The organism is Colwellia sp. PAMC 20917 (assembly GCF_001767295.1).
GTDB lineage: Bacteria > Pseudomonadota > Gammaproteobacteria > Enterobacterales > Alteromonadaceae > Colwellia_A.
Map to the genome: position 1 here is coordinate 3,235,016 of NZ_CP014944.1, position 23,399 is coordinate 3,258,414.

The following is a 23,399-nucleotide window of genomic DNA, read 5'->3' on the forward strand; positions in this document are numbered from 1 at the left end:
CATGAAAACATTCGCCCTAAAATTGTACATAACTGGAAAAACGGCTCGCTCGGAATTAGCTATTCATAACCTTACCCGAATTTGTGAGGACGAGCTTTATGGCGATTATGTGATTGATGTGATTGATGTCATGGAGCACCCTCAGCTTGCCGAAGAACAGAAAATAGTTGCGACCCCTACCTTAGTGAAAGTACTCCCTGAACCTTTAAGAAGAGTCATAGGTGATATGAGCGAATCAGAGAAAGTGTTACTTGGTCTCGATATTGTCATTGTGAAAAATGACAATATTATCAAAAAGGAAGTAGAGTCATGAGCTCATCAGCAATGAAAGCTATGGAAAAAATTACCACAGGTATAAGTGGTTTTGATCATATCGCCTTTGGCGGACTGCCTAAGCACAGAACAACTTTGGTCGTGGGCACGTCAGGTAGCTCTAAAACTTTGTTAGCGGTTCAGTTTCTGGTTGAGGGTATTCGTAAGGGAGAGAGTGGGGTCTTTGTCACCTTTGAAGAGTCACCACAGGATATTATCCGCAATGTTATTGGCTTTGGCTGGGACCTTGAACAATACATCACTGATGGCAAGTTAGTCTTTGTCGATGCTAGTCCACAAACCGAACAGATTGATATTCAAATAGGTACTGATTTTGACCTGTGCGCATTAGTGGCGCGGATTGGCTACGCTGTTAAAAAGGTCAATGCTCAGCGACTTTCGGTTGACTCCTTAGGCAGTGTTTTTAGTCAATTTACCGCAATGGAAGTTGTCCGTCGAGAACTGCACCGGGTCTTTATGGACCTAAAAAAGTTAAGTGTTACAGCCATTGTTACTGCTGAGAGAGTTGAAGAATACGGCGCTTTGGCTCGCTTTGGTGTTGAGGAATTCGCCGCTGATAATGTACTGATTTTACGTAATGTATTGGTTGAGGAAAGACGACGCCGTACTATTGAAATTCTCAAATTTCGTGGCAGTTTCCATCACAAGGGGGAGTTCCCATTTTCTATTACTACTGACGAGGGTATCGTAGTGATCCCACTGGCTGAAACTGCACTCGATCAGAAATCCTCAACAGATCGTGTCTCATCAGGCAATGCAGTGCTTGATGAAATGTGTGGTGGTGGTTATTACCGCGACTCTATTATTTTGCTTTCTGGGGGGACAGGTTGCGGAAAAACCTTGCTCATTGCAATGTTTGCTATCGCCAATCAAGGGCCTAATGAACGTGCCTTATATTTTGCTTACGAGGAGAGTCGTGAACAGCTGACCCGAAATGCTGCTGGTTGGGGCATTAACTTTGAAAAGCTTGAGCAAGAAGGCAAGCTTAAGATTATCTGTCGTTATCCTGAGTCGATGTCAATGGAGGACCATCTATTATTGATGAAAAAAGAGATTATCGACTATAAACCAACCCGAATCGCCGTTGACAGTTTATCAGCACTAGAGCGAGTGACCAATGGCAAAGCTTTTCGTGAATTTGTTATCGGTATTACTTCTTTTGTTAAAAAGAAGCAGATCGTTGGCTTGTTTTCCTCTACCACCTCATCTTTGATGGGGGGGGCTCGGTGACAGATGAGCATATTTCCACCATTACCGATACTATCATTTTATTGCGTTATGTTGAAATGTTTGGCGAAATTCGCCGTGGCGTATTGGTGTTAAAAATGCGTGGTTCGAAGCATGACAAGGGCATTCGTGAGTATCAGATTAATGACGAAGGTATGCATATTGGTGCTCAGTTTCATGGTATTTCCGGCATATTAGCGGGTAATCCAGTGCAGATTCCACAAGATGACTCTGATCGTCTTGCTACGCTGTTTAAGGAATAAGACCAGAAATAAAGGAGATAACGTGATGAGAAATAAAGGAAATCTGTGTGATGAGAGATAAATCAACCGCTGCTTGTTTAACAGCCGATGCCGAGAATTGGCGTGATAAGCCGTCGTTAACAAAAACGGCGGTTAACAAAGGTGTCGCGTCGGTAATGGAGAAGCCAAAAATTCTCATCGTAGACGACCGCCCACAAAACTTGTTCGCTTTGCGGCAAGTTTTGAAAGGGTTGGATGTTGATATTGTTGAAGCGACCAACGGTAATAATGCGCTTACGGCTTCGCTCGACCATAACTTCGGACTCGCTATTTTAGACGTAATGATGCCCGGTATGGACGGATATGAACTTGCCACTCACTTGCGTGGTGCTAACTCCAGCCTATCTATTCCGATTATTTTCCTAAGTGCGAATAAGGCTGATGAGCAACGTATGTTCAACGAGCATAATGCTTTCGATATAGATTACATTGTTAAGCCTTACTTACCCAAAGTACTAATAGCCAAAGTCTTGCAATTCCTTGAAATTGACCAGTGCCGGAAGGAAAAATTACTCCACGAGCAACAATTACAATTTGTTACCGATCATGTGCCCGTTATGATTGCCCATATTGATAAAGAAAAACGCTATGTGTTTGTAAACCACTATTATGCCAAGTGTTATGATTATAAAGCCAAGGACATGATTGGTATGCATACCCGTGATGTCTTTGGTGTGTCGGGTTTTATCCAGTTAGAGCCTTATATGGATATGGTGCTGGAAGGTGAGACGCTTGATTTTGATATGGCTGTATCTAAATCAAGCAAGGGCATAACTCATATACATTTGAACGTGGTGCCTAATTTTGATGAATCAGGACGAGTGCAGGGTTTTTTGGCTGCCATCACTGATATCACCGCGCGCAGTAAAGTTGAAAAGGCTTTGTCAGATACTAGTGCTAGCTTTAGAGAAATTGTAGCGCGCAGCGTCGATGCGATCATAGTGCTGTGTGAAGAAGGTAATGTCGAGTATGTAAACGCATCTGCAGAGATAATTTTTCAACGTTCAGCAGAAAATTTTGTTGGAGAACATTTCGGCTTACCACTGATTGATAGTGAGTTCACTGAGGTTGATATCTTTCGCCAGGATAAAGCGCCTGGCATTGGCGAACTCCACTGCGTAAAATGTTTCTGGAATGGCCAAGCAGCAAAGCTGATCATGGTTAGCGATATTACCGAGCGCAAGCAGGCCGAGTTAAAAATGATTTATCTCGCCCATACGGATCCACTGACTGGACTTGCTAATCGCACCTTACTCTTTGAACAATTTACAGACGAACTTAAAAGGGTAAAACGCACCGGTAAATATATGGCGGTGATGATGCTCGACCTAGATAAGTTCAAATTGATCAATGATACTCATGGCCACAAAGCGGGTGATAATGTACTGGTGGAAAGTGCACAACGTATTAAAGACAGTTTAAGAGAAACCGATATCGTCGCTCGCCTTGGTGGTGACGAGTTTGTTGTGGTAGTTAACAATCTCGATACCATAGAGGCGGCAATGGCGGTTGCTGAAAAAATAACTCTCCGGATGCAGTCGCCATTTATTGTTGCTAATAATGAATGTTCTATTACGGCCAGTTGTGGTATTGCTATTTTTCCTAAAGATGGTTTGACCTTAGATGATCTACTGGCAAACGCTGATGCTGCTTTATTGCGCGGTAAGTCTGAGGGGCGTAATCAGTTCCAGTTTTTCGACGAGTCTATCCATCAGCTAACACTAGAGGCACGCGAACTAGATAAAGACCTTAAAATTGCGATTAAAGAAAAGCAATTCGTGCTCTATTTTCAACCACAATTCGACGCTAATGGCATCATAGGTGCAGAAGCGTTGCTTCGCTGGAACCATCCGAAGAGGGGATTACTATATCCTGGTAGCTTTTTATCCGCCTTGTCGAAGATGGACTTTAGAGAAGTAGAGTTATGGGCGATAACCCAAGGCTTAGCCATGGCGAAAGCATGGCAACTCAGACATCAGCGAAAGTTCTATGTGGCGGTCAATCTGTCGGCGCCGACCTTGCAGGATCCTAGATTACCGGCTTACGTCAATGAGCAAATAGAATACGCGGGTCTTAGCTACGATAGCCTAGAAATTGAAATAACCGAGGGCATGTTAGTTTCAAATGTTATTGAAACATCAAAAAATCTAACATTACTGAGTGAAATGGGCGTAGGTATTGCGCTTGACGATTTTGGCGTTGGCTATTCTTCGATGGTGTATCTGCTGAAATATCCACAAATTAGTAAGTTAAAAATCGATTGCGAATTTGTTTGGGAGATGGAAAAAAACTCCAGAAATCTTGCCATTTTACAATCAATTATTGATCTTGGGCATTCCTTAGAAATGCGTATTATCGCTGAAGGTGTTGAAACTATGCGACAATTTGAGCTTTTAAGCCTATATGGTTGCAAGCACTTTCAAGGTTACTTGGTTTCTCCTGCTATAGCGGCAAATAATTGGCAAGCGCAAGAGCAACAATGGCACAAGACTATAGCAGCACTTACTTAGTCGTAGTATATCGAAACCACGTTGAGCTATACACTATATGTTACTGCTAGTACGTAGCTCAATAAACTTAACACGTTAAAGTGTTAAGTTTACGTTGTTTGGCTTGATGATTGTAGAATATCCAATTTTCATTAATTAAACACTTCTTGCCAGGAGATGATCCGGTCGTTACCTCGAAATATACCAAAGGTAGCAACAGCGGTAGGATTATTATAGAGGCCATCATTATTCCAGTCGTATTCCAACCATTCATAAGCATCATATGAGACACCTATTTGTCCTTGATTATTAGCGCCCGGCGCTGCCAGTTCGATGTCTTGTGTTTTACCGGCAACAAAATCTCCTGTGCCGCCTTGGACATTAGTCAGTGCGGGATCTAAGCTAATATCGGTCAATGAAATATTATTATCATTATAACCTGCACAATTATTTAAGCTGGTAACAAAAGCGCTACCATCAAAATGTTGCACTTTCATCGGTTGCTTAATATCAGAGGTTTCTGATCCGAAGCTATTTTCTAACACTAAGCGACCATATCGAATTTCAACGCCGATGGGTAATGCATCAACCGTTGTGGTTACGTTAATGGCGTCTGTATCTATAATAGACGCTGTAGCAATAACAATATCGGAGGTAAATGGCTGAACAAGTGCATTGGCAGAGCGGTTGTAGAAATAATGATCGTCATCTGACAATTGATAGTGCAATACACCTTTGGGTAATGCGACGACACTAGGTAATTGAGTTAAGTCAATTTGACTTAACGTACCGGTATTCATATTGGCAGTTAACGCTAGCCTGTTACCATTAATTCCTCTCGCTAATTGGTCTAATATTGGTGTGGTGATATTGATATTATCAGCAATGAGTTTCATATAATCATTAGCGCTACCTTGACTATCCTGAAAATAATTTTGGGTAATATTGTCTTGTTTATTATAAGCGGTAATTGCCAATACCGGATTGGTTAAATATGAAATTGCCCCAATACTATTGGTTGCTTCATCTTTTTGACCGCTATAGGCAAAGGCTGAACCGGTACTACAGGTTGCAATAAAATAACCATCATCAGCCACTGTTTGGCTAAAGTGATGTGGAATAAAGCGCCCGATGTTAATTGCTTCGCTAGGTATAATAACACCAGCGTTGCCATAGTTACTGTCTTGAACATCTAAATTAAGCAAACCTACCTCTGAATATTGTGCAGCACTATAAATTGAGCTCCCCAATAAAAAATTGTTCAGGGTGACATTTTGAAAGACAGCACTTGCCTTGGTGACTAAGTGACTTGATGCCTTGTAGCCTAAATTACCGTTGACACTCTCTGTTAAGGTTGGGCCGATGCGATTAAGCTTTAGTGCGATTTGTCCTGGTAAGTAATTAGGGGTAATAACAGCGGGAGAAGCGGCATTATAAGCAGTAACAGTCAGAGTGAAATTTTCCCCCGCGGGATAAGTGGTTGTTGCGGTTGCGCTAGCGCCATTTAAGTTAACGCTCCCAGACTTTGCACTAACCGTAAGTTTTGCTGGACTCACCCAAAATGAATTACTGCTACCCGATAGGGTAATGCCGTCTATGTCATAATTGGCGTGTAATCGAATTTTTCCTGCATCGTTATATATCGGTGTCGGTATTGTCGCGATACTGTTGGCACCAAAATTTAATAGCGTATCAGTAGTATTTGAGTGTTTGGCAATGTTTTTGTTATTGATACTAAAACTCAGACCGCTGCTGCCACCGGGATCGACATTTTCTTGAGAGAATCCAACCTTAATATCATTGTTAAATAAACCACTACAGACGCCATTAGTATTTTTCACCGCTTGAATCTTTAACGTTTCACCAAATACCAAGCCTGCTGTTTGATTGGGTATTATGGCGTTATTAGCTGTACCTGAAAGAAACCTAAAACCGGCATCGGTAAATGCCATATCACAACTATTGCTACTGTTATCGTCACACACTACTGGGTTAGCTGCCTCAATAGTGGCATTAGCCAACGAAAAAGTCAGTGTTTCAACAACCGTATGATCAACATTAACGATAGTACTGCCGCTAAAGGTTGGTGAACTAATGACTGTGCTGTCAGCAATAAAATCAAGAGTTACAGACTCGGTACTCAAAGTTGAACAGCTGTCATTGAGACAAGCTTTAATCGTCACAGATTCAGTATCACAGGTTAATCCTTGGCCATCGTGTACAATTTCATAATGATGAATAACGGGACTACAAGCATGATTTTCTCTATAAATGGTAGAAATTTCGTTGGTAGTTAAAGCTTCTCGATAGACTTTTACTTCATCAATATCTCCGGTAAATCGATTTCTTGCTTCGCCTAAATCTGTTTCCCCACCAATAGTTGTTGGGCCTGTGTCTTCTCCCCAAGTTCCGCTGTAGGTATTACTGGTGAGGCCTCCGGTAATTGTTTGCGCCTCGCCATTAATAAAAATCTGTCTGGTTTTGGTTAAACTATTATGCACCGCGGCAACAAATGTCCAGGTATTTAAAGGAATGGATGTTGTTGTATCAACACTTATAGGGTTTACACTTCGTGCATAAAATCTTAATTTACCATTGCCTGGATCGCCTAAACTAAAGCCAAAACCACGGGTGTTTTTTTCATCATCGATAAATATTCTTGAACCAGCATTAACATTACTTGGGTTGATCCAAGCCGTTACTGTGAAACTATCTGTTAAATTTTCAAAGCTATCGGGTAACACTACGTAATCATCTACGCCATCAAAACGGCCATAACGACAAGTGCCTGTATTACCGGTAATGGCGGCAGTTACTGATGCAGTTAATGCGCCATTAATTGCTTGTGCGCTAAAATTACCAATTTCATCAACAACTTCACCAGCATCCCCAGACCATATTTGCTCGTCAAAATGATATTCGGCCACAGGTGTTATTGTCCTGCAAGGATGTCGTTCGGCCATAATAGTGGCCACTTGTTCTGTAGTTAATGCGCTCTGGTATACGCGCACCTCATCCATCAATCCATGAAAGTCATAACTCGCATTAATAGACCAACCACCGATGCGTAATTCACTATCGATATAGGCTCGGCTATTATTGGGCGAGTTTCTACGCTGTGTTAGCTCCTGTTCGACACCGTCAATATGTATGCGATTATTCGTTACGCTGCCGTTAGTGAACTCGACAGCGATATGATGCCAACTTTTGGCTAATCCGGCACTAGCAACACCATATATATCATTATTGCCGGTATTAAATCCTATCGAACCATCGATTATCCAAATGTCGTGGATCCTCCAACCAATGGGCATGGTATTAGTTGTTCCATCCCAATTCATCCAAAAGGTCACGGTGGTTTTTACCCCGATGGTGCTGGTATCTAATGGCAACCCCGTTACCTGAATAGCACCATCATTTTGACTAGCATATCCACAAGTACCAGGATCACTGGTTAAGGCAGGTGTGATGGTTTGCGGTATAGAATTATTATTAACCTGGGCATGATAACCATTGCCGGTATTGTCGAGTATTTCACCTGGACTCCTATTCCAACTAGTTTCCTCAAATCGGTATTCTAGAAGTGGGGTGGGAGTTAACTTGCAACCATGTGCGCCAATGATGTTGCTGGCGCCTAATGTAACTGCACCAGAGGTCGTAAATAGGCCACCACAAGCATCACCAATACCCTTTAAAATAGTATTTTGTCCAGTCAAAATATAAGAACTCGCAAAAAAGGTACCAATGATACTCGCGTTTTCGCCAGTGGCAGTATAACTTGCTGCATTCCAAGTGATGGTGCTGTCAGCCGTTACATTAAGTAACACCATTGTTGTATTGGCAGCAAAATCAAAAAAGGAGTCACTATTGATAAGCCAGTGTCCTTTCTGACCTTTGCCATCAAAAGTGATTGTGATACCCGCAGTGATTGAAAGTGCTGTTGCATGGTAAATACCGGCATCTAGTTTAGTATCTAGGGTCATTGCCGTAGGGAGTTCATTTGTTGAAGGTGCTTGTATGGCAGCTAAATTAGCTTTTATTTGTTCAAGTTGAATTCGTTGATCTTCGATAGGGGCATTGATAAATAATGTCGGGCTTCTCTGCGAAGTTGTGCCGCCGACCGTTGCTCCTGTTCCAAGTGTAATAGTGGTTCCTGCTGTTGCATCGCCTATCACCTTTGCGTTTATGCCTAAAGTTAAAGCGCCTATTCCTGCTTGAACATTACCACTGATTGTAGTGTTTTCACCGAGTGTTAAGGCAGTACCAGCCTGAGCATTACCACCAATGATTGCGTCTTCACCAATGTCGGTAGATCCTAAAGAACCAGAAGTAAGGTTACCGATAATGACTGATTTCTTACCAACACTTATTGCGGCTCCTGCTGTAAGAGCACCGTTAATTTTTGCAGATGCGCTGAGCGTTACCGATGCTGCGGTGTGAAGGTTGCCACCAATGGTTGTATTCGCGCCAATATTTCCAGCGGCCATGGCCTGTACATTGCCATTAATTATTGAATTGATCCCCATGATTACTGCCGCGCCAGAATAGACTGTTAAGCTATCTAAAGGGGGATCTAGTTTTGGTGGTAGATCTGCTTTTGCATTAGAGCAAACAAAAAATATCAGGAATAAAAAGTATTGCGATGTATATTTCATAAAGTCCGTTTCTTATTATTTATTGTTATCTAAAGGGTATTGGCCAAAAAAAGCCTTATACTGCCATTTATTGATAAATATTAGCCTCAGGTAGAATGTTGATCTAATAATTACAATTGTTTTAATGGGTAGATATTAATATTCGACGAACGGGTAGCAGATGTGGGAAACGTTAATTAAGAGGGCGAGATGTTGATAACCCGATAATAAGACCTATTAAGGTATTATGATTAACGCTGTCACTTCTTTTTACCCTGAGAAAAGTCAATACATCCTTTTTAGTGCCAATGACTTTGCCTGATTGATGATAATTTATTCAATTATTTGACGTATAAATCTGAATAACTGATTTTTAAGTTAACACATAAATACAATTTATAGCTTTAAATGTTTAAAGTAATAACTCTAAAGTGTTTTTTCACTTGGCTCTAACCAATACAAAAAGTAGACTTGGCGGCCCTTACTTTAGCAAGTAACGTTATTGAATTTGGTGCCGATACTGTTATTGGTAAAAAAGATTGTACCAATGGCGAGTCCAGAGCTTCTGCAGATAGCATTGCCGTCACTGAAGTTCCCGAGCCTACAACGCTGTGGTTATTCGCTCTTACGCTTTTCGGTTTAGCAATTAAAGCGCAAGGTAAAAAGGATAAACAAGTATCTTAGTCATACATAGCAGCTCCTGTAGGAGTTGTTTTAATTTGTCAGCTGCCGTGTTTAGACATTATTGTGATATAGCGTTAAATTATTATTTAGATAAAGGTATGGCTTCGATAATCGTCTCATTAATTGCACGTTACTCATTAATTAATTTGTGTATAATTTAAAAAACTAATATAAGTATGTTTAAAATACGGGTATCAGAACTGTGCTAAAAAAAACGTTAAATAAAATTTCTTCAATAACACTCTTTTTTATTACAATTGCTACAACCGAGGTTAAAGCGTTAGAAACTATATTTAATGCAGACATTACTGTCGACAATTCTTTTATTGATAATAATACTTTTTCTAAAAATGTAATACGCGGTCTGCTCAATGTTGGCTTTGAAACAAATCTAACTAACCTTATTGGCAAGCAAAGTTATATTTCAGTAGGGTATGCTCTGCAACGTGGTGAACAAGGTTCTGATATTGCTATTGATATTCAAGGGTTTAGTAATATTGATGAACAAGACTTTAACCATGCATATGAAGTTATTTTTGCGGTAAAACTCAACAAAAAATTATTTATTAAGCTAGGACAGATGGACGCCAATAGTGATTTTGCCTTCACAGAATATGGTCAGGAATTTATTAACTCTTCTATGGGGGTGAGTCCAACAATTCAAGGTATTCCCACCTATCCTCAGCCGAGTATCGGTATTTATAGCCAATATAAATTAAATTCAGCGATAACTACTCGACTTGGTTTTTACGAAAGTAGTGCTAAGTATAATCACTTTGATGATTTTTTCTCTATTGCTGAAGTGCAGTGGCACTATCAAGGTCATAGTTCGGTGAAATTGGGTGCTTGGAATCATTCATATCTTGAAAATAGCGATCGAATATCAGCAAGCTCAACAGATATCTATATCGTCGTTGATCATTACTTTAATGAAAAATTTAGTGCCTTTATGCAATGGGGACAAGCAAAGAAAAAAGTCGTTGCTGTAGATCAGCATTTTAGTCTTGGCGTTAATTACCAAGGACTTTTCAGTGAAGAAGATACCTTGGGCCTAGGGTTCACCCAAGCGGATGTTGTTGGAGCGTATAGTGAGCAAGTTACTGAGTTATTTTATCTATTTCCAATAAATGACAAAATAAATATCAAACCTGATGTTCAATATATTTCATCACCTTCTGGTGACAAATCAGTAAGTGATTTACTCATCTTTACTTTACGCTTAACCGCCCAATTTTAAGGGGGATAAATAACCACAAGAAATCGTTTAATTATCGACATGCTTTTTCTATTAGCTGTTAAACATATTCTTAATATTTTAGATTTACCCTAATGTTACTTTTAAATAATTTCAAACCTAGGGGACTTTGCTATAAATTAACTGTTGTTCTAATATTATATAGCTATTAATACTTTGATAGCGCTCAAATTTAATTATGTTGTAGCTGTCAAATCGGCAGTTGGCGTCTATTATAAAATAGAAGGAACTTTTGGATTTAGCTTAATATGATATCAAAAAATGTTAACAAAATAGCGCTCCAACAATACGTGACTAATGATTCACTGCACCAATTATTTGATGCAGTGAATGTTGTTTCTGTGCAAGGATATGATGAAAATAGGCGAGTCATTTATTGGAATATAGGCAGTGAATTACTTTACGGTTTTACCAAGCAAGAAGCTCATGGAAAAAAACTAGAAGACTTAATTATCCCCGCCGCCATGCGCAAATCAGTTATTGCGGCACACAGTGATTGGATAAATAAAGATATAGAAATTCCTACTGCAGAGATCACTTTATCCCATAAAAATGGCCATGATATTAATGTCGTTTCAAGCCATGTAATGTTTACTAATCAATATAATAAAAAACAAATGTACTGTATTGATGTTAATTTAGCTGATGTTAAGTATGCTCAGTCGCAAGCGCTATTCAAAGACCATATGCTTAAAACCATTATTGATGCTATCCCTGATTTATTCTTCTTAATGGAAGTCGACGGGACTATTATCGATTATCGTGCAAGCGAACAAAAAAAACTTTACGTTTCACCCGCGCACTTTATTGGCCAACGTATGACGGATGTATTACCTAGTGAGGTCGTTAAAAAATTTGAAACTCATCTGGCTAAAATACAACAGCAAGAAGAGATGATAACCTTTGAATATGAGCTAAATATGCCTTATGGATTAGCATATTTTGAAGCTAGAATGAGCTATTTGGCAGAATATAACCAAATAGTAACTATAATTCGTGATATTAGCGAACAGTACAAGTCTGCTGAAATAATTCGCAACCAAGCTTATTTTGATACCTTAACTTTATTACCTAACCGGTTTTTATCACTCGACCGTTTATCACAAATGCTGATTGAAGCCGAAAGAAATAATGAGCAAATTGCCGTCCTTTTTCTTGATTTAGACGATTTCAAGAAAGTTAATGACTCATTGGGTCATGAAATGGGCGATAAAATACTGATCAAATCGGCAAAGCGGTTAAATAACGTTGTTCGAAAAGAAGATACGGTTGGCCGCTTAGGGGGTGATGAATTTATTGTACTGTTGCGCGGTATTACCTGCCATCATGATGCAACAATTATTGCTGAAAACTTACTCCAAGTCTTTAGAGAACCTTTTAATATTGATAGCAGAGAATTAATACTTACCTTAAGTATTGGTGTTGTTGTATACCCTGAAAATGGCTGCTCTAGCTCTGATCTACTACGTAATGCTGACACGGCAATGTATGAAGCAAAATCTTTAGGTCGCAATACGTATTCATTTTTTACTAAAGAAATGAATATTGTGATGTTGCGCCGTTTTGAAATTGAAGAACAAATGCATGGCGCACTAGAACGTAATGAATTTGAGCTATATTATCAGCCTCAATTAGATGTCAAAAGTGGCAATGTCATTGGAGTTGAAGCACTGTTGCGATGGCATAATTCTGTTTTAGGTAATATCGCGCCAGTTGAATTTATTCCTATTGCCGAACACACCGGTCTTATTGTGCCGATTGGGCGGTTTGTTATTAAACAAGCACTAAGCTTTTTAAATATATGGCAAAAAAAAGATCATAAAACATACACTATGGCTGTGAATATATCGCCTCGGCAATTTAGAGATGTTGAGTTACTCACTTTTATTAAAAACTGTCTTGATGAGGAAGCGATTAATGCGAGCAGTTTGGAAATTGAAATTACTGAAGGGGTGTTAATGAGTGGTCAATCTTATATTCATGACGCCTTGATTGAAGTTGAAAAACTGGGTATAAAACTATCAATGGACGACTTTGGTACCGGGTATTCATCATTAAGTTATTTAAGAGAATATGCCTTTGATGTGCTCAAAATAGATAGAAGCTTTATTCAAGGGATCACAATAAATAAGGCTGATTGTCAGTTAGTTAAAACTATTATTGTCATGGCCCATAGCTTAGGTATGACTGTTGTTGCCGAAGGCGTTGAAACTCAGTCACAGCTTACTTTACTAGCAGAGTTAGATTGTGATTTAGTGCAAGGATATTATTTTAGCCGACCAAAACCAGCCGAGCAATTACTTGATTTTTCAGCTCACTTCAAATCCTAAACTTAACATGATTGCTAACGTTTACGACTCTGTTATTAGCAGAGTGAACACCACCGCAACAGGCATTCTTTTGTGGGTCTATTTAGCAATACCGTTAACCAGTATCACTTAAGCACTTTAATTTTACGCTACTAATCTGTAATGCTTTCATTAATAGGCTAATATTTTAATGAAGTGATCGCCACAAAGAAACCTCAATTGATTAAAACTACCTATAGACTTACCAAGGGGGTCATCATAGCGATGACTAATCTCTTCAACGCTAGTATTATCATAAAAAGTGACCTATAACTAAATATTAAAATGATTATTATCATTACCTTATAAATTGATTTGGGGCTGCGTATATGCAAAAAATGGGTTCGATTACCAAATATTTGGCGTTTTTATGTGGGATAATTATTAGTTTAACGATGATGTTTTATAGCTATTCCTACATCTTAAAAAGTCAGCTTTTAGAGCAAGGAGAAAATATACTTAGCGATTTAATGGATACCACAGCTTATGGATATGATGTTATTGAGTCATTAAATAACCAGAACTTTACTTATTGCTCTGATGAAAATTTATTAGCAATGCGCAAATCTCAATTTGAATCAAATGATATTAAGGATATTGGCTTCCTCGAAAATGGCGTATTAACCTGTACCACAGGAATTGGCATCTTAAAAACACCCATCAAGGGGCTTAGCTATGACTTTATGCTCGACGGACATGAATTCTGGTTTAACCATAAGCTGATCACTTTTGATAGAACGGTACAAGGTATTGTTATTCGAAAGGACAATTATAATTTAGTCGCATCATTTCAAGGCATTTTGTATGAACACAGAAAATTTAAAAGCTATGAACTGCTAGCGCTCAAAGGTGAAGAAATTATTCATCTTTTTGGTGAACCTGGAATATATCAAAAAAAATCAACAAGTAGTCAGCCTTATTTTAACTCAGGATTACTATCGCACTCTTTTGAATTTTGTGGCCCTAAAGGATTAATCTGTGTGGCTATTGTGCAAAAAAACTTTTCAGAATTCCAACTTGCACCTGTTTTATTAATTTTAATGTTTATTTCTTTGATTTCAGGTGTGGCAACTTTACATGCTTATCAATCGATTTATAGTTACATTTATAGTACCAAAAGAAGAATAAAATTAGCCTTATCTTTTAAAAGTATTAAGCCACATTATCAGGCTATTGTTGAGTTACAAACGGGTAAGGTTATTGGCTGTGAATTACTGGCACGATTTGAAGACCATATTGGTCCGCTTTACCCTGATCAATTTATTTCAGTGGTGGGTGAATTAGATATGTCTTGGTTGATGACGGAAGACCTTATCTTGCAAGCCATTGACGACTTTAAAGATATTAAGATTATCAATGAACCCTTTTACCTTTCCATTAATGTTTATCCTAAAGATATTAATAACGGAAATATTCTCAAAGGAGTCGAACTGTTTAAAAATATAACACCGAATCTTGAAGTTTGCTTTGAGGTAACAGAAGATGAAGAGTTACATTACAGTAAAGTGGGCAATACCTTAGAATTATTGTCAAAGAGTCGTATTAAAATTTCTATTGATGACTTTGGCACCGGTTACTCTAATCTATCTCAATTAAAGCTGTTAGATATTGATACCTTAAAAGTTGATAAGTCATTTATTGATGAAGTTGAGACAGGCTCAATTAGATCAACCCTAATACCAAATATTGTTTCAATAGCGGATAAGTTAGGCGCGAGTATTATTGCAGAAGGTATTGAAAATAAATTACAGGTAGACGAATTACTGAAAATGGATATTAAATTTGGTCAAGGTTGGTATTACACAAAAGCTTTACCATTAGCGGAATTTAAACATTATTTGATCAATAATAGTGACTACAAATTTCATCAGTAAACCTAGGTGATTCTTGGTTTTATAACCGCTAATTTATAGTCTTATCGATTAAGCATATTGGCTGTTAATTTAAATAAAACCCCTCAACAATTTTTGTTCAGGGGTTTTATAACATTAATCTTTTATCAGTTGTTTAATTTTCGCCGCAGAGAAGAAATTATATAAAACAGGTAAGACAAATAAGGTTAAAAAAGTTGCGGTGACTAATCCGCCAACAATAACACTCGCGAGGGGGCGTTGTATTTCTGCACCCACGCCATTAGACATCATCATCGGCATCAGCCCCAAAGCGGAAGTCATCGCGGTCATTAATACTGGACGTAGTCGCGATGTCGCACCGTCGAAAACTGCTTGTGACGTTGATAAGCCTTCTCTAATATGCTGGTTTATCCGCTCAACCATAACAACGCCATTGAGCACAGCAACACCAAACAACGTAATAAAACCAATAGAGCTCGGCACAGATAAATATTGTTCGCTAAGATAAAGTGAGAATACACCGCCAATTATGGCTAAGGGGACATTAACCAAAATTAACATCGCCTGACCCAACGAGCCAAAAGCAAAATAAAGTAACAAAGCAATTAATGCCAATGAGAGTGGCACCACCAGTAATAGCCTCTGTTGCGCACGTTGTTGATTCTCAAATTGACCACCAATAACCACAGAATAACCTGTCGGTAAGTCTACTGTGCTGGCAATAATTTCACGAATATCAGCAACAACACTGCCCATATCTCTATCTTGTACATTTGCTTGAATAACGACTCGGCGTTGAACATTATCTCTACGTACCTGTGGTGGGCCTGACTCAAAGGTGATGGTGGCGATATCTCCTAAACGGACCCAAGCACCTGTTGGCGATTGTAAGCGAAGGTCTGCAATGGCTTCAGGACTGTTGCGATACTTTTCTTCCAATCTGACATAAATATCATAGCGCTCGTTACCGTTAATTATCTGCCCAGCACTCACCCCGCCAATGCCATCTTTAATGACATCCATAACATCGCCAACCGACAAACCAAAACGAGACAGTTGCTGTCTTTTGGGCTCTATGACTAATTGTGCTTCTCCTGCTATTTGCTCTAATGCGACATCGCGCGCGCCTTTCACCTCTTTTATCGCCGCTGTAATTTCTTCGCCTTTACTGGCGAGTACCGACAACTCTGGACCGAATAATTTAATAGCCAGTTGTGCTTTGACCCCAGACAGTAATTCATCAACACGGGTCGCAATTGGCTGTGAAAAATTAAGCAGTAAGCCAGGAAATTGTTCAAGGTCCTCTGCCATTAACGTTTGCAACTCGATGCGACTTTTAGCGCTACGCCATTGTGATACTGGCTTTAATCCTAGGTATATTTCAATGTTATTAACGGGCTCAGGATCGCCACCGATTTCAGCCCGGCCAATGCGACTAAGTGCGTAGGTTACCTCAGGAAACGCCATTAACTTTTCTTCAAGAATAGGCGCTACTGCTAACGCTGTTTCCAAACTCGATGATGGGGCTAAAGTGACCCTTAAGTTAATGGTGCCTTCTTCAAGTTCGGGTACAAACTCTGTGCCTATTTGGGGGACCAATGATATAGCTGCAACCAGTAATGATATGCAGGTAAACACCACAACCTTAGGGCGTTTCATCGCGGCTTTAAGACTTGTTCGATAGAGTTTATCTAAAGGCGTTAATATAAAACTTTCCCTTTCTTTTACGCCTTTGTTAAACATAAACGTTGCTAGTGCAGGCACTACAAAAAGCGCCACTAGGATGGCAGATATTATGGCTAAAATAATGCTAATAGCCATAGGTTGAAAAAGTTTAGCTTCGACCCCTTCAAAACTAAATAGTGGCGTAAAGACCACCAAAATAATGGCTGCGGCAAAAAATACCGGGCGAGCAACTTCTTTTCCTGCTGCCTTTAGCTGAAGTGGGATATCTTGTTGCTGGCTATTTTTATGGTTGGGATCGCTAGAGTGGTGTAAATGTTTAAAAATGTTTTCAACCATCACCACCGAGCCATCAACTAACATACCTATTGCGACCGCAATCCCGCCTAATGACATTAAATTAGCTGACAACCCTAGCCAAGACATCACCATTAGCGCAATAGCGACCGAGATAGGAATCGAAATTAACACCAAAAATGTTGCGGTTAAATTCATTAAAAATAAGGCGAGTATTACCGCAATAAATATAAAAGCTAAGGCAAGTGCTTCAACAACAGTATTAACCGCTTGCGTAATTAAATCGGCTTGGTCATAGAAAGGCTCAAAGCGCACACCTTTGGGTAGGGCTTGATTAATCATGGGTATTCGAGCGTTAATTCCGTCAATGGTGGCTTTGGTATTTGCGCCAATACGCTTTAATACGATACCTGAAACGACTTCTCCCAAGCGTTCAACTTCGCCATTTTTGTTTCTGCGTGTCATGGTCGCCGCGCCTTGACGAATTTCACTCCCCAAAGTTACTTTGGCGAGATCTGCGATAGTGACTACCGTGCCAGACACCGTTTTTACTGGCACCTGTTTAATGTCGGCTAATCCCGCTTCACCACTATTAAACCAACCTGTGCCTCGTATAACTAATTGCTCTTGTCCTCTGTTCATATACCAACCACCCACATTGGTATTGTTGTTTTCAAGCGCGGTAACTATGTCATCTTGGCTTAACTGATAAGAAAGTAATTTACTGGGTTCAATGTTGACTTGATATTGGCGAACACTACCGCCAAAAGATAAAACATCAGTTACACCATCTACTGGCATAACCAATAATTTCACTAGCCAATCATTTAAACTTCTTAAGGTCATTGAGTTATAACCCGCCTCTTTGTCAGCAATGAGTAAGTACTGAAAGACCTGACCTAAGCCTGAGGTATTAGGTCCCATTGCAGGTGAACCAATGCCTTGAGGGATTAGTGCTTTTGCCGCTTGTAGCCGCTCAAATACTAATTGACGAGCAAAATATATATCGGTGCCTTCTTTGAATACCACAGTAACGCCAGATAACCCTGTTTTTGATATTGACCGTACCTGTTTAACATCAGGCAAAGCATACATCACCGCTTCAATTGGGTAGGTGATGAGTTGCTCTACTTCTTCAGCGGCTAAGCCAGGTGCTTCGGTATTTATCGCTACTTGAACATTAGTGACATCAGGAAATGCATCTAGATTCAAATTTGGAATGGCAATAATAGCGGCTGCCATGGTGGTGATGAGTGCAATAACCACCAGTAGCCGATTATCTATCGACCAATCAATCATTTTATTTAACATCGTGTTATTCCTCATTAGTGGCCGTGTGGATCAAATCCACTTTTCGCTATTTCTGAAGCCACAAAAAAGGCACCTTGGGTAACCACTCTTGTGTTGGCGGCAATTCCGATGATTTGACGGTAATTGCCTAAAGGCTGACCTAATTCAACTTCAACAGCCTCAAATTCACCCGGATGGTCTTCAACAAAGACAGTCCAATCGCCATCAGCCCCACGCATTAAGGCTGTTTCGGGCACTGCGATTACGGCAGCTTGCGTGTCAAATTGAAAGTTAACATCTACAAACATCCCTGAGTGTAATGAATCATCTTTATTTTCGACAGACAACCTAACAATTCTCGTACGGGTTGTTGGGTCGATTGTATGGGCTTCTTGAATAACCAAAGCATGATAAGTTTGGCCAGCAAACTCTATTTCAGCCCTTGTCCCCGCGGGTAAGTTTAGTTTTTTGTTGGGTGAAACACGCGCCTCTACCCATAAGCTTTCTTCGTTTGCCAAAATCATAATTTGTTCACCGGGGGTGACTCGCTGTCCTTGTGAAAAATCATCACTTAATACCGCTCCTCCGCGCTGCGCTACTAAGGTATATTCACCTAAGGTTGATGAATTGTTTTTAACAATATCTTCAATAGCGTTTTTTGTTAGCCCAAATGCGGTCAAACGGCTAAAAGCGGCGATGTAATCAGTCTCACTTTTTAGTAAAAGACTCTCGCTTAAGGTACCCTTAGTTAATTTTTTTGCCCGTTGCCATTCACTATACGTTACTCGATAATTAGCTTGTGCTGCAGCAACAGATTCACTAAATAACGTGACTAATGGTTGGTCTTTTTCAACATGTTCACCTAAGGTCGCATGACGACTTATTACCACTGACTCTGTGCGTGGTGAGACGATATAACTGGTGTAACCATTCGCTTTTATTTCTCCTGGGGCATAAACACGTCGTGCGAAAATCTTGGGTGTTAGCATCGATACTTTAATATTTGCGAGTGTTAATTGTGCCGTGGTAAAGCTAACCCCTGCTTTGTGCGTGTCTTCGGTGATTTCGACAGCAAGAGCAGGAATAGTTAAGGTGGTTAAACCATAAAATAAAACATTCAGTAGCTTTAATGGCTTTGGTTTTTTATTGGTGTTGATCATTGTTATCTCTTAATTTAAAGGTAAACGTTGCAACAACACTAAATTCAATATTTAGTGTTAAGTAAACTTGTTGCGAAAAATTGTTATAAAATTAAATTAAGCGATGGGGGGCGTATAAGTTGTTCTATAAAGTTGATATTGATATCGATAAGATAAAAATATTGATTGGGAATTAATAGCTTAGTGACAGTCGAAGTTGATTTTTTTGTTAAAAACCATTGGCTGTGTGAACCTTGACAGTGCCCACAATGATGACAGTCTTTGACGTTATGTTCAGTATCAGAGCTTGCATTAAGTCGCGCTTGATTGTCAACTTCATGAGAATGTTCAGTTTGTAAATGTTGAGCGTCAAGCTGATGATTATTGTCTGAATTAGCCACAGCAACAAACGATTGCAAGGCAATCGATAGTACTATTAAAAAGCCAAGCCAAATGTTTTTCATTTTTACTGCATTCTTCAATTTACAAACAGAGACTGGCGGATGCTAAGCTAAATCATATTCTTAGTCAATAATTAGCGAATCAGTGTCTATAACTTCTGGGTTTTTGAACACCTAAATAGCGAAAGCAATAACAACTAACCTACCCCAGCAAGTGATGTAAAATGCCCGCTTAATTTTTCTAAGTTGCCGACAGGCAAATATACTGTCGACAATGGTGAATATTCTCGAAACATCCTAGTCGCTATTGGTAAGGGCAGTAATGTTGATTCTACAGAAGTATCTGAAATTATCTCTATTGTGGGCAACTCTTTAGTTAGTATCGATACCACATCGGTAGAATCTCCTTCAGTTGTAGCTGCTCCATAGTCACGTTTTTGCCGACCACTCAGTGTTAACTGTTCATCACTTCCACTAAAGTGAACAACATTGACTCATGTGCTGTTGCTTATAAGTGCACGGCTATTTGTCATAGTACTTACGCAATATTGAATTTAAGGTTACGCTATGCTTTTTTACACTATATATATTAAGAGGTAATACTTTGCTACAGCGGACTTTATATTTATTACGCCATGGTGAAATTGCTACACCGGGTATTTTAGCGGGTAAAACAGATGTCGCACTTTCTGAACAGGGCTTGCAACAGCTGTGGGACGTTAGCCAAAAATTACCTGAGATATCCTTTTGTATCAGTTCACCTTTGCAACGTTGTCAGGTGTTTGCCAAAGCATACTCATTAAAATACAGCATTAATCTCCAATTAAGCGATAACCTTAAAGAAATGAATTTTGGTGATTGGGATGGAAAAACCTATCAAGCCTTGTGGCAGATAAAAGCCAGTGCGGTGCAGCCTTCACTGGGTGATTTTTGGCAAAACCCTTGGCAGCATACTGTGCCTAATGGTGAAGCTATGGCTGATTTTGTCAAGCGTGTCGATACTTGGTGGCAAGAATGGCTCGCAGACGCACCCGAAGGAAATACCTTGGTGGTTGCGCATGGCGGTGTTATCAAACACTTAATTGCGCGTGTACTTAATTTGCCTATGCCGGGCACGGTTCATATGAGTCATATTGATATTCCTTATGCGGGGCTAGTTAAAGTTAATATTTATACTGATGATAGTGGCGTTGATTGGCCAAAAATAGTGTGGTGATAAGTTACCTCGATAAGTCAATGAATTCGGTGTTATTGGCAATTAAACCTTGCTATTTTTAGTGAGCAGACGATAATCTCCAAACAAAATTATATAACTCATTTTTAATGTGGGAATGTGGTGAAAAACCGCAACTGTACCCGCAACTGTAAAAGCCTTTTAGTGGTAGTTAATAACCATAAAGCTTAAGTCAGGATACCCATTAATTTAGAGTCATTTGCCTATCAAAATGACAGGCAAAACCAACAAAGTCGAGCGGGTTTACTCGAACATTGTATTGTCGACTCTTGAGTTTTCATATACTAAGAGATTGATTGTGCTCTGTTTGATGCTCCTTAAGTGTCAATAGTATGTGAGTAGCAATTTTTGAATAGTCGCCAGGAACAATCCTCATCAATAAATACCGCTAATACCGCATTGCTTTCAGTGCAGCATCTTTCTTGGCATGCCGACAGCCAACTTATTTTAGATGATATTTCTTTCACCATTAAAAAAGGCAGTTTTACTGGTATTTTAGGGCCTAATGGTGCCGGAAAGTCTAGCTTACTTCGCTGCTTATATCGTTACGTAAAACCTGATTCTGGTTTGGTGCAATTTAATCAAAAAGATATTTGGCAAAAGTATGACGCCTATCAATATGCGCAAGATATCGCTGTAGTTTTACAAGAAACACCCACCCATTTTAACTTAACTGTTCATGACGTTGTTGCGCTGGGTTTACTGCCACACAAAGGTCTATTTACCCGTGAACAAGCCAGCGACCGACTCAAGATAGACCGTGCTATTAAGCAGGTTGGCTTAGTGGATAAAAACTTACAAAATTTTGAACATTTATCCGGTGGAGAAAAACAACGCGCACTTATAGCTCGTGCTATCGTGCAAACGCCCAGCTTACTTATTATGGACGAGCCAACCAGTCATCTTGATGTTCGCTATCAAATTCAGGTTATTGAATTAGCTAAATCGCTAGGCATCACGGTTATTGCGTCTTTTCATGATTTAAACCTTGCCAGTGCGATGTGCGATCAACTGCTGGTGTTAGATAAAGGTAAACTGGTTGAGCAAGGGTCACCACAAGCGGTGATCACCTCTGAAATGTTATCAAATGTATTTGGTGTCTGCGCGCAAGTTTCTCTTCATCCACAACATAAGGTTCCTCATATTTCTTATTTCTATGGCTACGATACTCAAGAAAAAACGGCAGAAAGTAGAGCGTTACCTCATGTTTAAGGTCAATCATTCGGGGATTATTTTTCTAACCTTAGCTTTCGGTGTTATCAGCTTTATTGCGTCGTTATCTTTAGGTGCGGCAGATATTAGTTTTAGCGATGTTACTTCGAGTCTACTGGCTAGTTTATCCACAGATAAAGACGCGAGCGAGGTGATTTTTTATGAGCGTATTATTTGGGAATTACGTATGCCGCGCGCTATTTTAGCTTTTTTAGCGGGTTGTGGCTTAGCGGTTTCTGGGCTGATTTTACAAACGGTAACGCGAAATCCCTTAGCTGACCCTTATCTTTTTGGTATTTCTTCAGGGGCTTCTTTAGGAGTCGTTATATCTATTGTTTTATTGGGCAGCACTATTTCTGTTGTAACACCTGTCGCGGCTTTTGCGGGCAGTTTAGTGGCGATGCTAATGTTGCTAATGATCTCTGGTCGTCGGCAAAGTCAACAAGTTGAATCTATGCTATTGGCTGGCGTAGCGTTATCGTTTTTGTTCAGCTCGTTTACTAGCTTGTTACTTTATCATACCGATCCACAAGCGGTTACGGCGATATTATTTTGGACTATGGGCAGTTTTTCGCGTGCGCAATGGTCTATTTTATGGTTTCCCGCGGTCGTTATTATTAGCTGTGTCATTATGATGTTAGCGTATCGACGCCAACTGAATGCAATGTTGTTAGGCGATGAAAGTGCTACAACCTTAGGTATTAATGTTAACCGCTTTCGCTTAGTGATGTTGGTACTGAGTTCACTGATCACCGCAACGTTAGTCTCTTTGTGCGGCGGTATAGGCTTTGTTGGCTTGATGATACCCCATATTGTACGATTTTTTGTTTCTCAAGGCACTGTTTTTGGCATTATGTTAACCGCTTTAGTCGGTGGTGTTTTTATGATTTGGGTGGATGTATTATCGAGAGTTGTACTAGAAAACCAAGAGCTACCCGTAGGTGTTATCACTTCTGCTTTGGGGAGCTTATTCTTTTTATCCTTGTTGTACTTTCGCAAAAATAAAGCTTAAAGGAGC

General features: G+C 39.6%; 16 protein-coding genes and 1 riboswitch. Of the genes, 12 read left to right on the forward strand and 4 right to left on the reverse strand.

Annotated features, from left to right (window positions below; all coding sequences use genetic code 11):
- Window position 1 precedes the first annotated feature (1 nt).
- Genes kaiB through A3Q34_RS13875 form a run of 4 tightly spaced genes read left to right on the forward strand, consistent with a single transcriptional unit; the run spans window position 2 to window position 4,372 of the window.
- Window positions 2-313: a circadian clock protein KaiB gene (kaiB, locus tag A3Q34_RS13865; protein WP_070375889.1), complete on the forward strand. Its 312-nt coding sequence runs from the start codon at window positions 2-4 to the stop codon at window positions 311-313.
- Window positions 310-1,563 (forward strand): circadian clock protein KaiC, encoded by a 1,254-nt coding sequence (gene kaiC / locus A3Q34_RS13870; protein ID WP_197517593.1) that lies wholly within the window; start codon window positions 310-312, stop codon window positions 1,561-1,563. Before kaiB ends, kaiC begins: the two co-directional genes overlap by 4 nt.
- Window positions 1,560-1,823: an ATPase domain-containing protein gene (locus A3Q34_RS21105; RefSeq protein WP_197517594.1), complete on the forward strand. Its 264-nt coding sequence runs from the start codon at window positions 1,560-1,562 to the stop codon at window positions 1,821-1,823. Before kaiC ends, A3Q34_RS21105 begins: the two co-directional genes overlap by 4 nt.
- Window positions 1,824-1,873: 50 nt before the next feature.
- Window positions 1,874-4,372: an EAL domain-containing protein gene (locus tag A3Q34_RS13875; protein ID WP_070375890.1), complete on the forward strand. Its 2,499-nt coding sequence runs from the start codon at window positions 1,874-1,876 to the stop codon at window positions 4,370-4,372.
- A 131-nt stretch (window positions 4,373-4,503) separates the two neighbouring features.
- On the opposite strand, the gene A3Q34_RS13880 is transcribed toward A3Q34_RS13875, so the two are convergent.
- Entirely contained in the window at window positions 4,504-9,006 is a 4,503-nt protein-coding gene (locus tag A3Q34_RS13880) for a DUF6701 domain-containing protein (protein WP_070375891.1), read from the reverse strand.
- Between the two features lie 450 nt (window positions 9,007-9,456).
- Between A3Q34_RS13880 and A3Q34_RS13885 the strand changes: the two genes are divergently transcribed.
- The 4 genes from A3Q34_RS13885 (at window position 9,457) to A3Q34_RS13900 (ending at window position 15,146) form a co-directional block, all read left to right on the forward strand.
- Entirely contained in the window at window positions 9,457-9,669 is a 213-nt protein-coding gene (locus A3Q34_RS13885; protein ID WP_070375892.1) for a PEP-CTERM sorting domain-containing protein, read from the forward strand.
- A gap of 202 nt (window positions 9,670-9,871) precedes the next feature.
- Entirely contained in the window at window positions 9,872-10,906 is a 1,035-nt protein-coding gene (locus A3Q34_RS13890; protein WP_070375893.1) for a carbohydrate porin, read from the forward strand.
- A gap of 266 nt (window positions 10,907-11,172) precedes the next feature.
- The gene (locus tag A3Q34_RS13895) at window positions 11,173-13,254 is read left to right on the forward strand and encodes an EAL domain-containing protein (protein WP_070375894.1); all 2,082 of its coding nucleotides are present in this window, start codon (window positions 11,173-11,175) and stop codon (window positions 13,252-13,254) included.
- A 347-nt stretch (window positions 13,255-13,601) separates the two neighbouring features.
- Window positions 13,602-15,146 (forward strand): EAL domain-containing protein, encoded by a 1,545-nt coding sequence (locus tag A3Q34_RS13900; RefSeq protein ID WP_070375895.1) that lies wholly within the window; start codon window positions 13,602-13,604, stop codon window positions 15,144-15,146.
- A gap of 114 nt (window positions 15,147-15,260) precedes the next feature.
- Here the strand turns inward: A3Q34_RS13900 and A3Q34_RS13905 are convergent, their stop codons facing one another.
- The 3 genes from A3Q34_RS13905 to A3Q34_RS13915 form a co-directional block, all read right to left on the reverse strand.
- Window positions 15,261-18,416, reverse strand: coding sequence for an efflux RND transporter permease subunit (locus A3Q34_RS13905; RefSeq protein WP_070375896.1), 3,156 nt, complete (start codon window positions 18,414-18,416; stop codon window positions 15,261-15,263).
- A gap of 14 nt (window positions 18,417-18,430) precedes the next feature.
- Window positions 18,431-19,555 carry an efflux RND transporter periplasmic adaptor subunit gene (locus A3Q34_RS13910; protein WP_070375897.1) on the reverse strand — a complete coding sequence of 375 codons (1,125 nt, stop codon included), beginning with the start codon at window positions 19,553-19,555 and terminating at the stop codon, window positions 18,431-18,433.
- 83 nt (window positions 19,556-19,638) lie between these two features.
- The gene (locus A3Q34_RS13915) at window positions 19,639-19,998 is read right to left on the reverse strand and encodes a hypothetical protein (protein ID WP_070375898.1); all 360 of its coding nucleotides are present in this window, start codon (window positions 19,996-19,998) and stop codon (window positions 19,639-19,641) included.
- Window positions 19,999-20,181: 183 nt separating this feature from the next.
- Here A3Q34_RS13915 and A3Q34_RS13920 point away from each other — a divergent pair, with 183 nt between their 5' ends.
- From A3Q34_RS13920 to A3Q34_RS13935, 4 genes are all read left to right on the forward strand, one after another.
- Window positions 20,182-20,364, forward strand: a complete 183-nt coding sequence (locus tag A3Q34_RS13920) for a hypothetical protein (protein ID WP_070375899.1) — start codon at window positions 20,182-20,184, stop codon at window positions 20,362-20,364.
- Between the two features lie 175 nt (window positions 20,365-20,539).
- Window positions 20,540-21,151: a histidine phosphatase family protein gene (locus tag A3Q34_RS13925; RefSeq protein WP_070375900.1), complete on the forward strand. Its 612-nt coding sequence runs from the start codon at window positions 20,540-20,542 to the stop codon at window positions 21,149-21,151.
- A 68-nt stretch (window positions 21,152-21,219) separates the two neighbouring features.
- Window positions 21,220-21,372: riboswitch (cobalamin riboswitch) on the forward strand.
- A 145-nt stretch (window positions 21,373-21,517) separates the two neighbouring features.
- On the forward strand, window positions 21,518-22,381 hold the full coding sequence (locus A3Q34_RS13930; RefSeq protein WP_231907361.1) for an ABC transporter ATP-binding protein: 864 nt from the start codon (window positions 21,518-21,520) through the stop codon (window positions 22,379-22,381).
- Window positions 22,374-23,393, forward strand: a complete 1,020-nt coding sequence (locus A3Q34_RS13935; protein WP_070375901.1) for a FecCD family ABC transporter permease — start codon at window positions 22,374-22,376, stop codon at window positions 23,391-23,393. The genes A3Q34_RS13930 and A3Q34_RS13935 overlap by 8 nt, the downstream gene beginning before the upstream one ends.
- The last annotated feature ends 6 nt before the right edge of the window (window positions 23,394-23,399 follow it).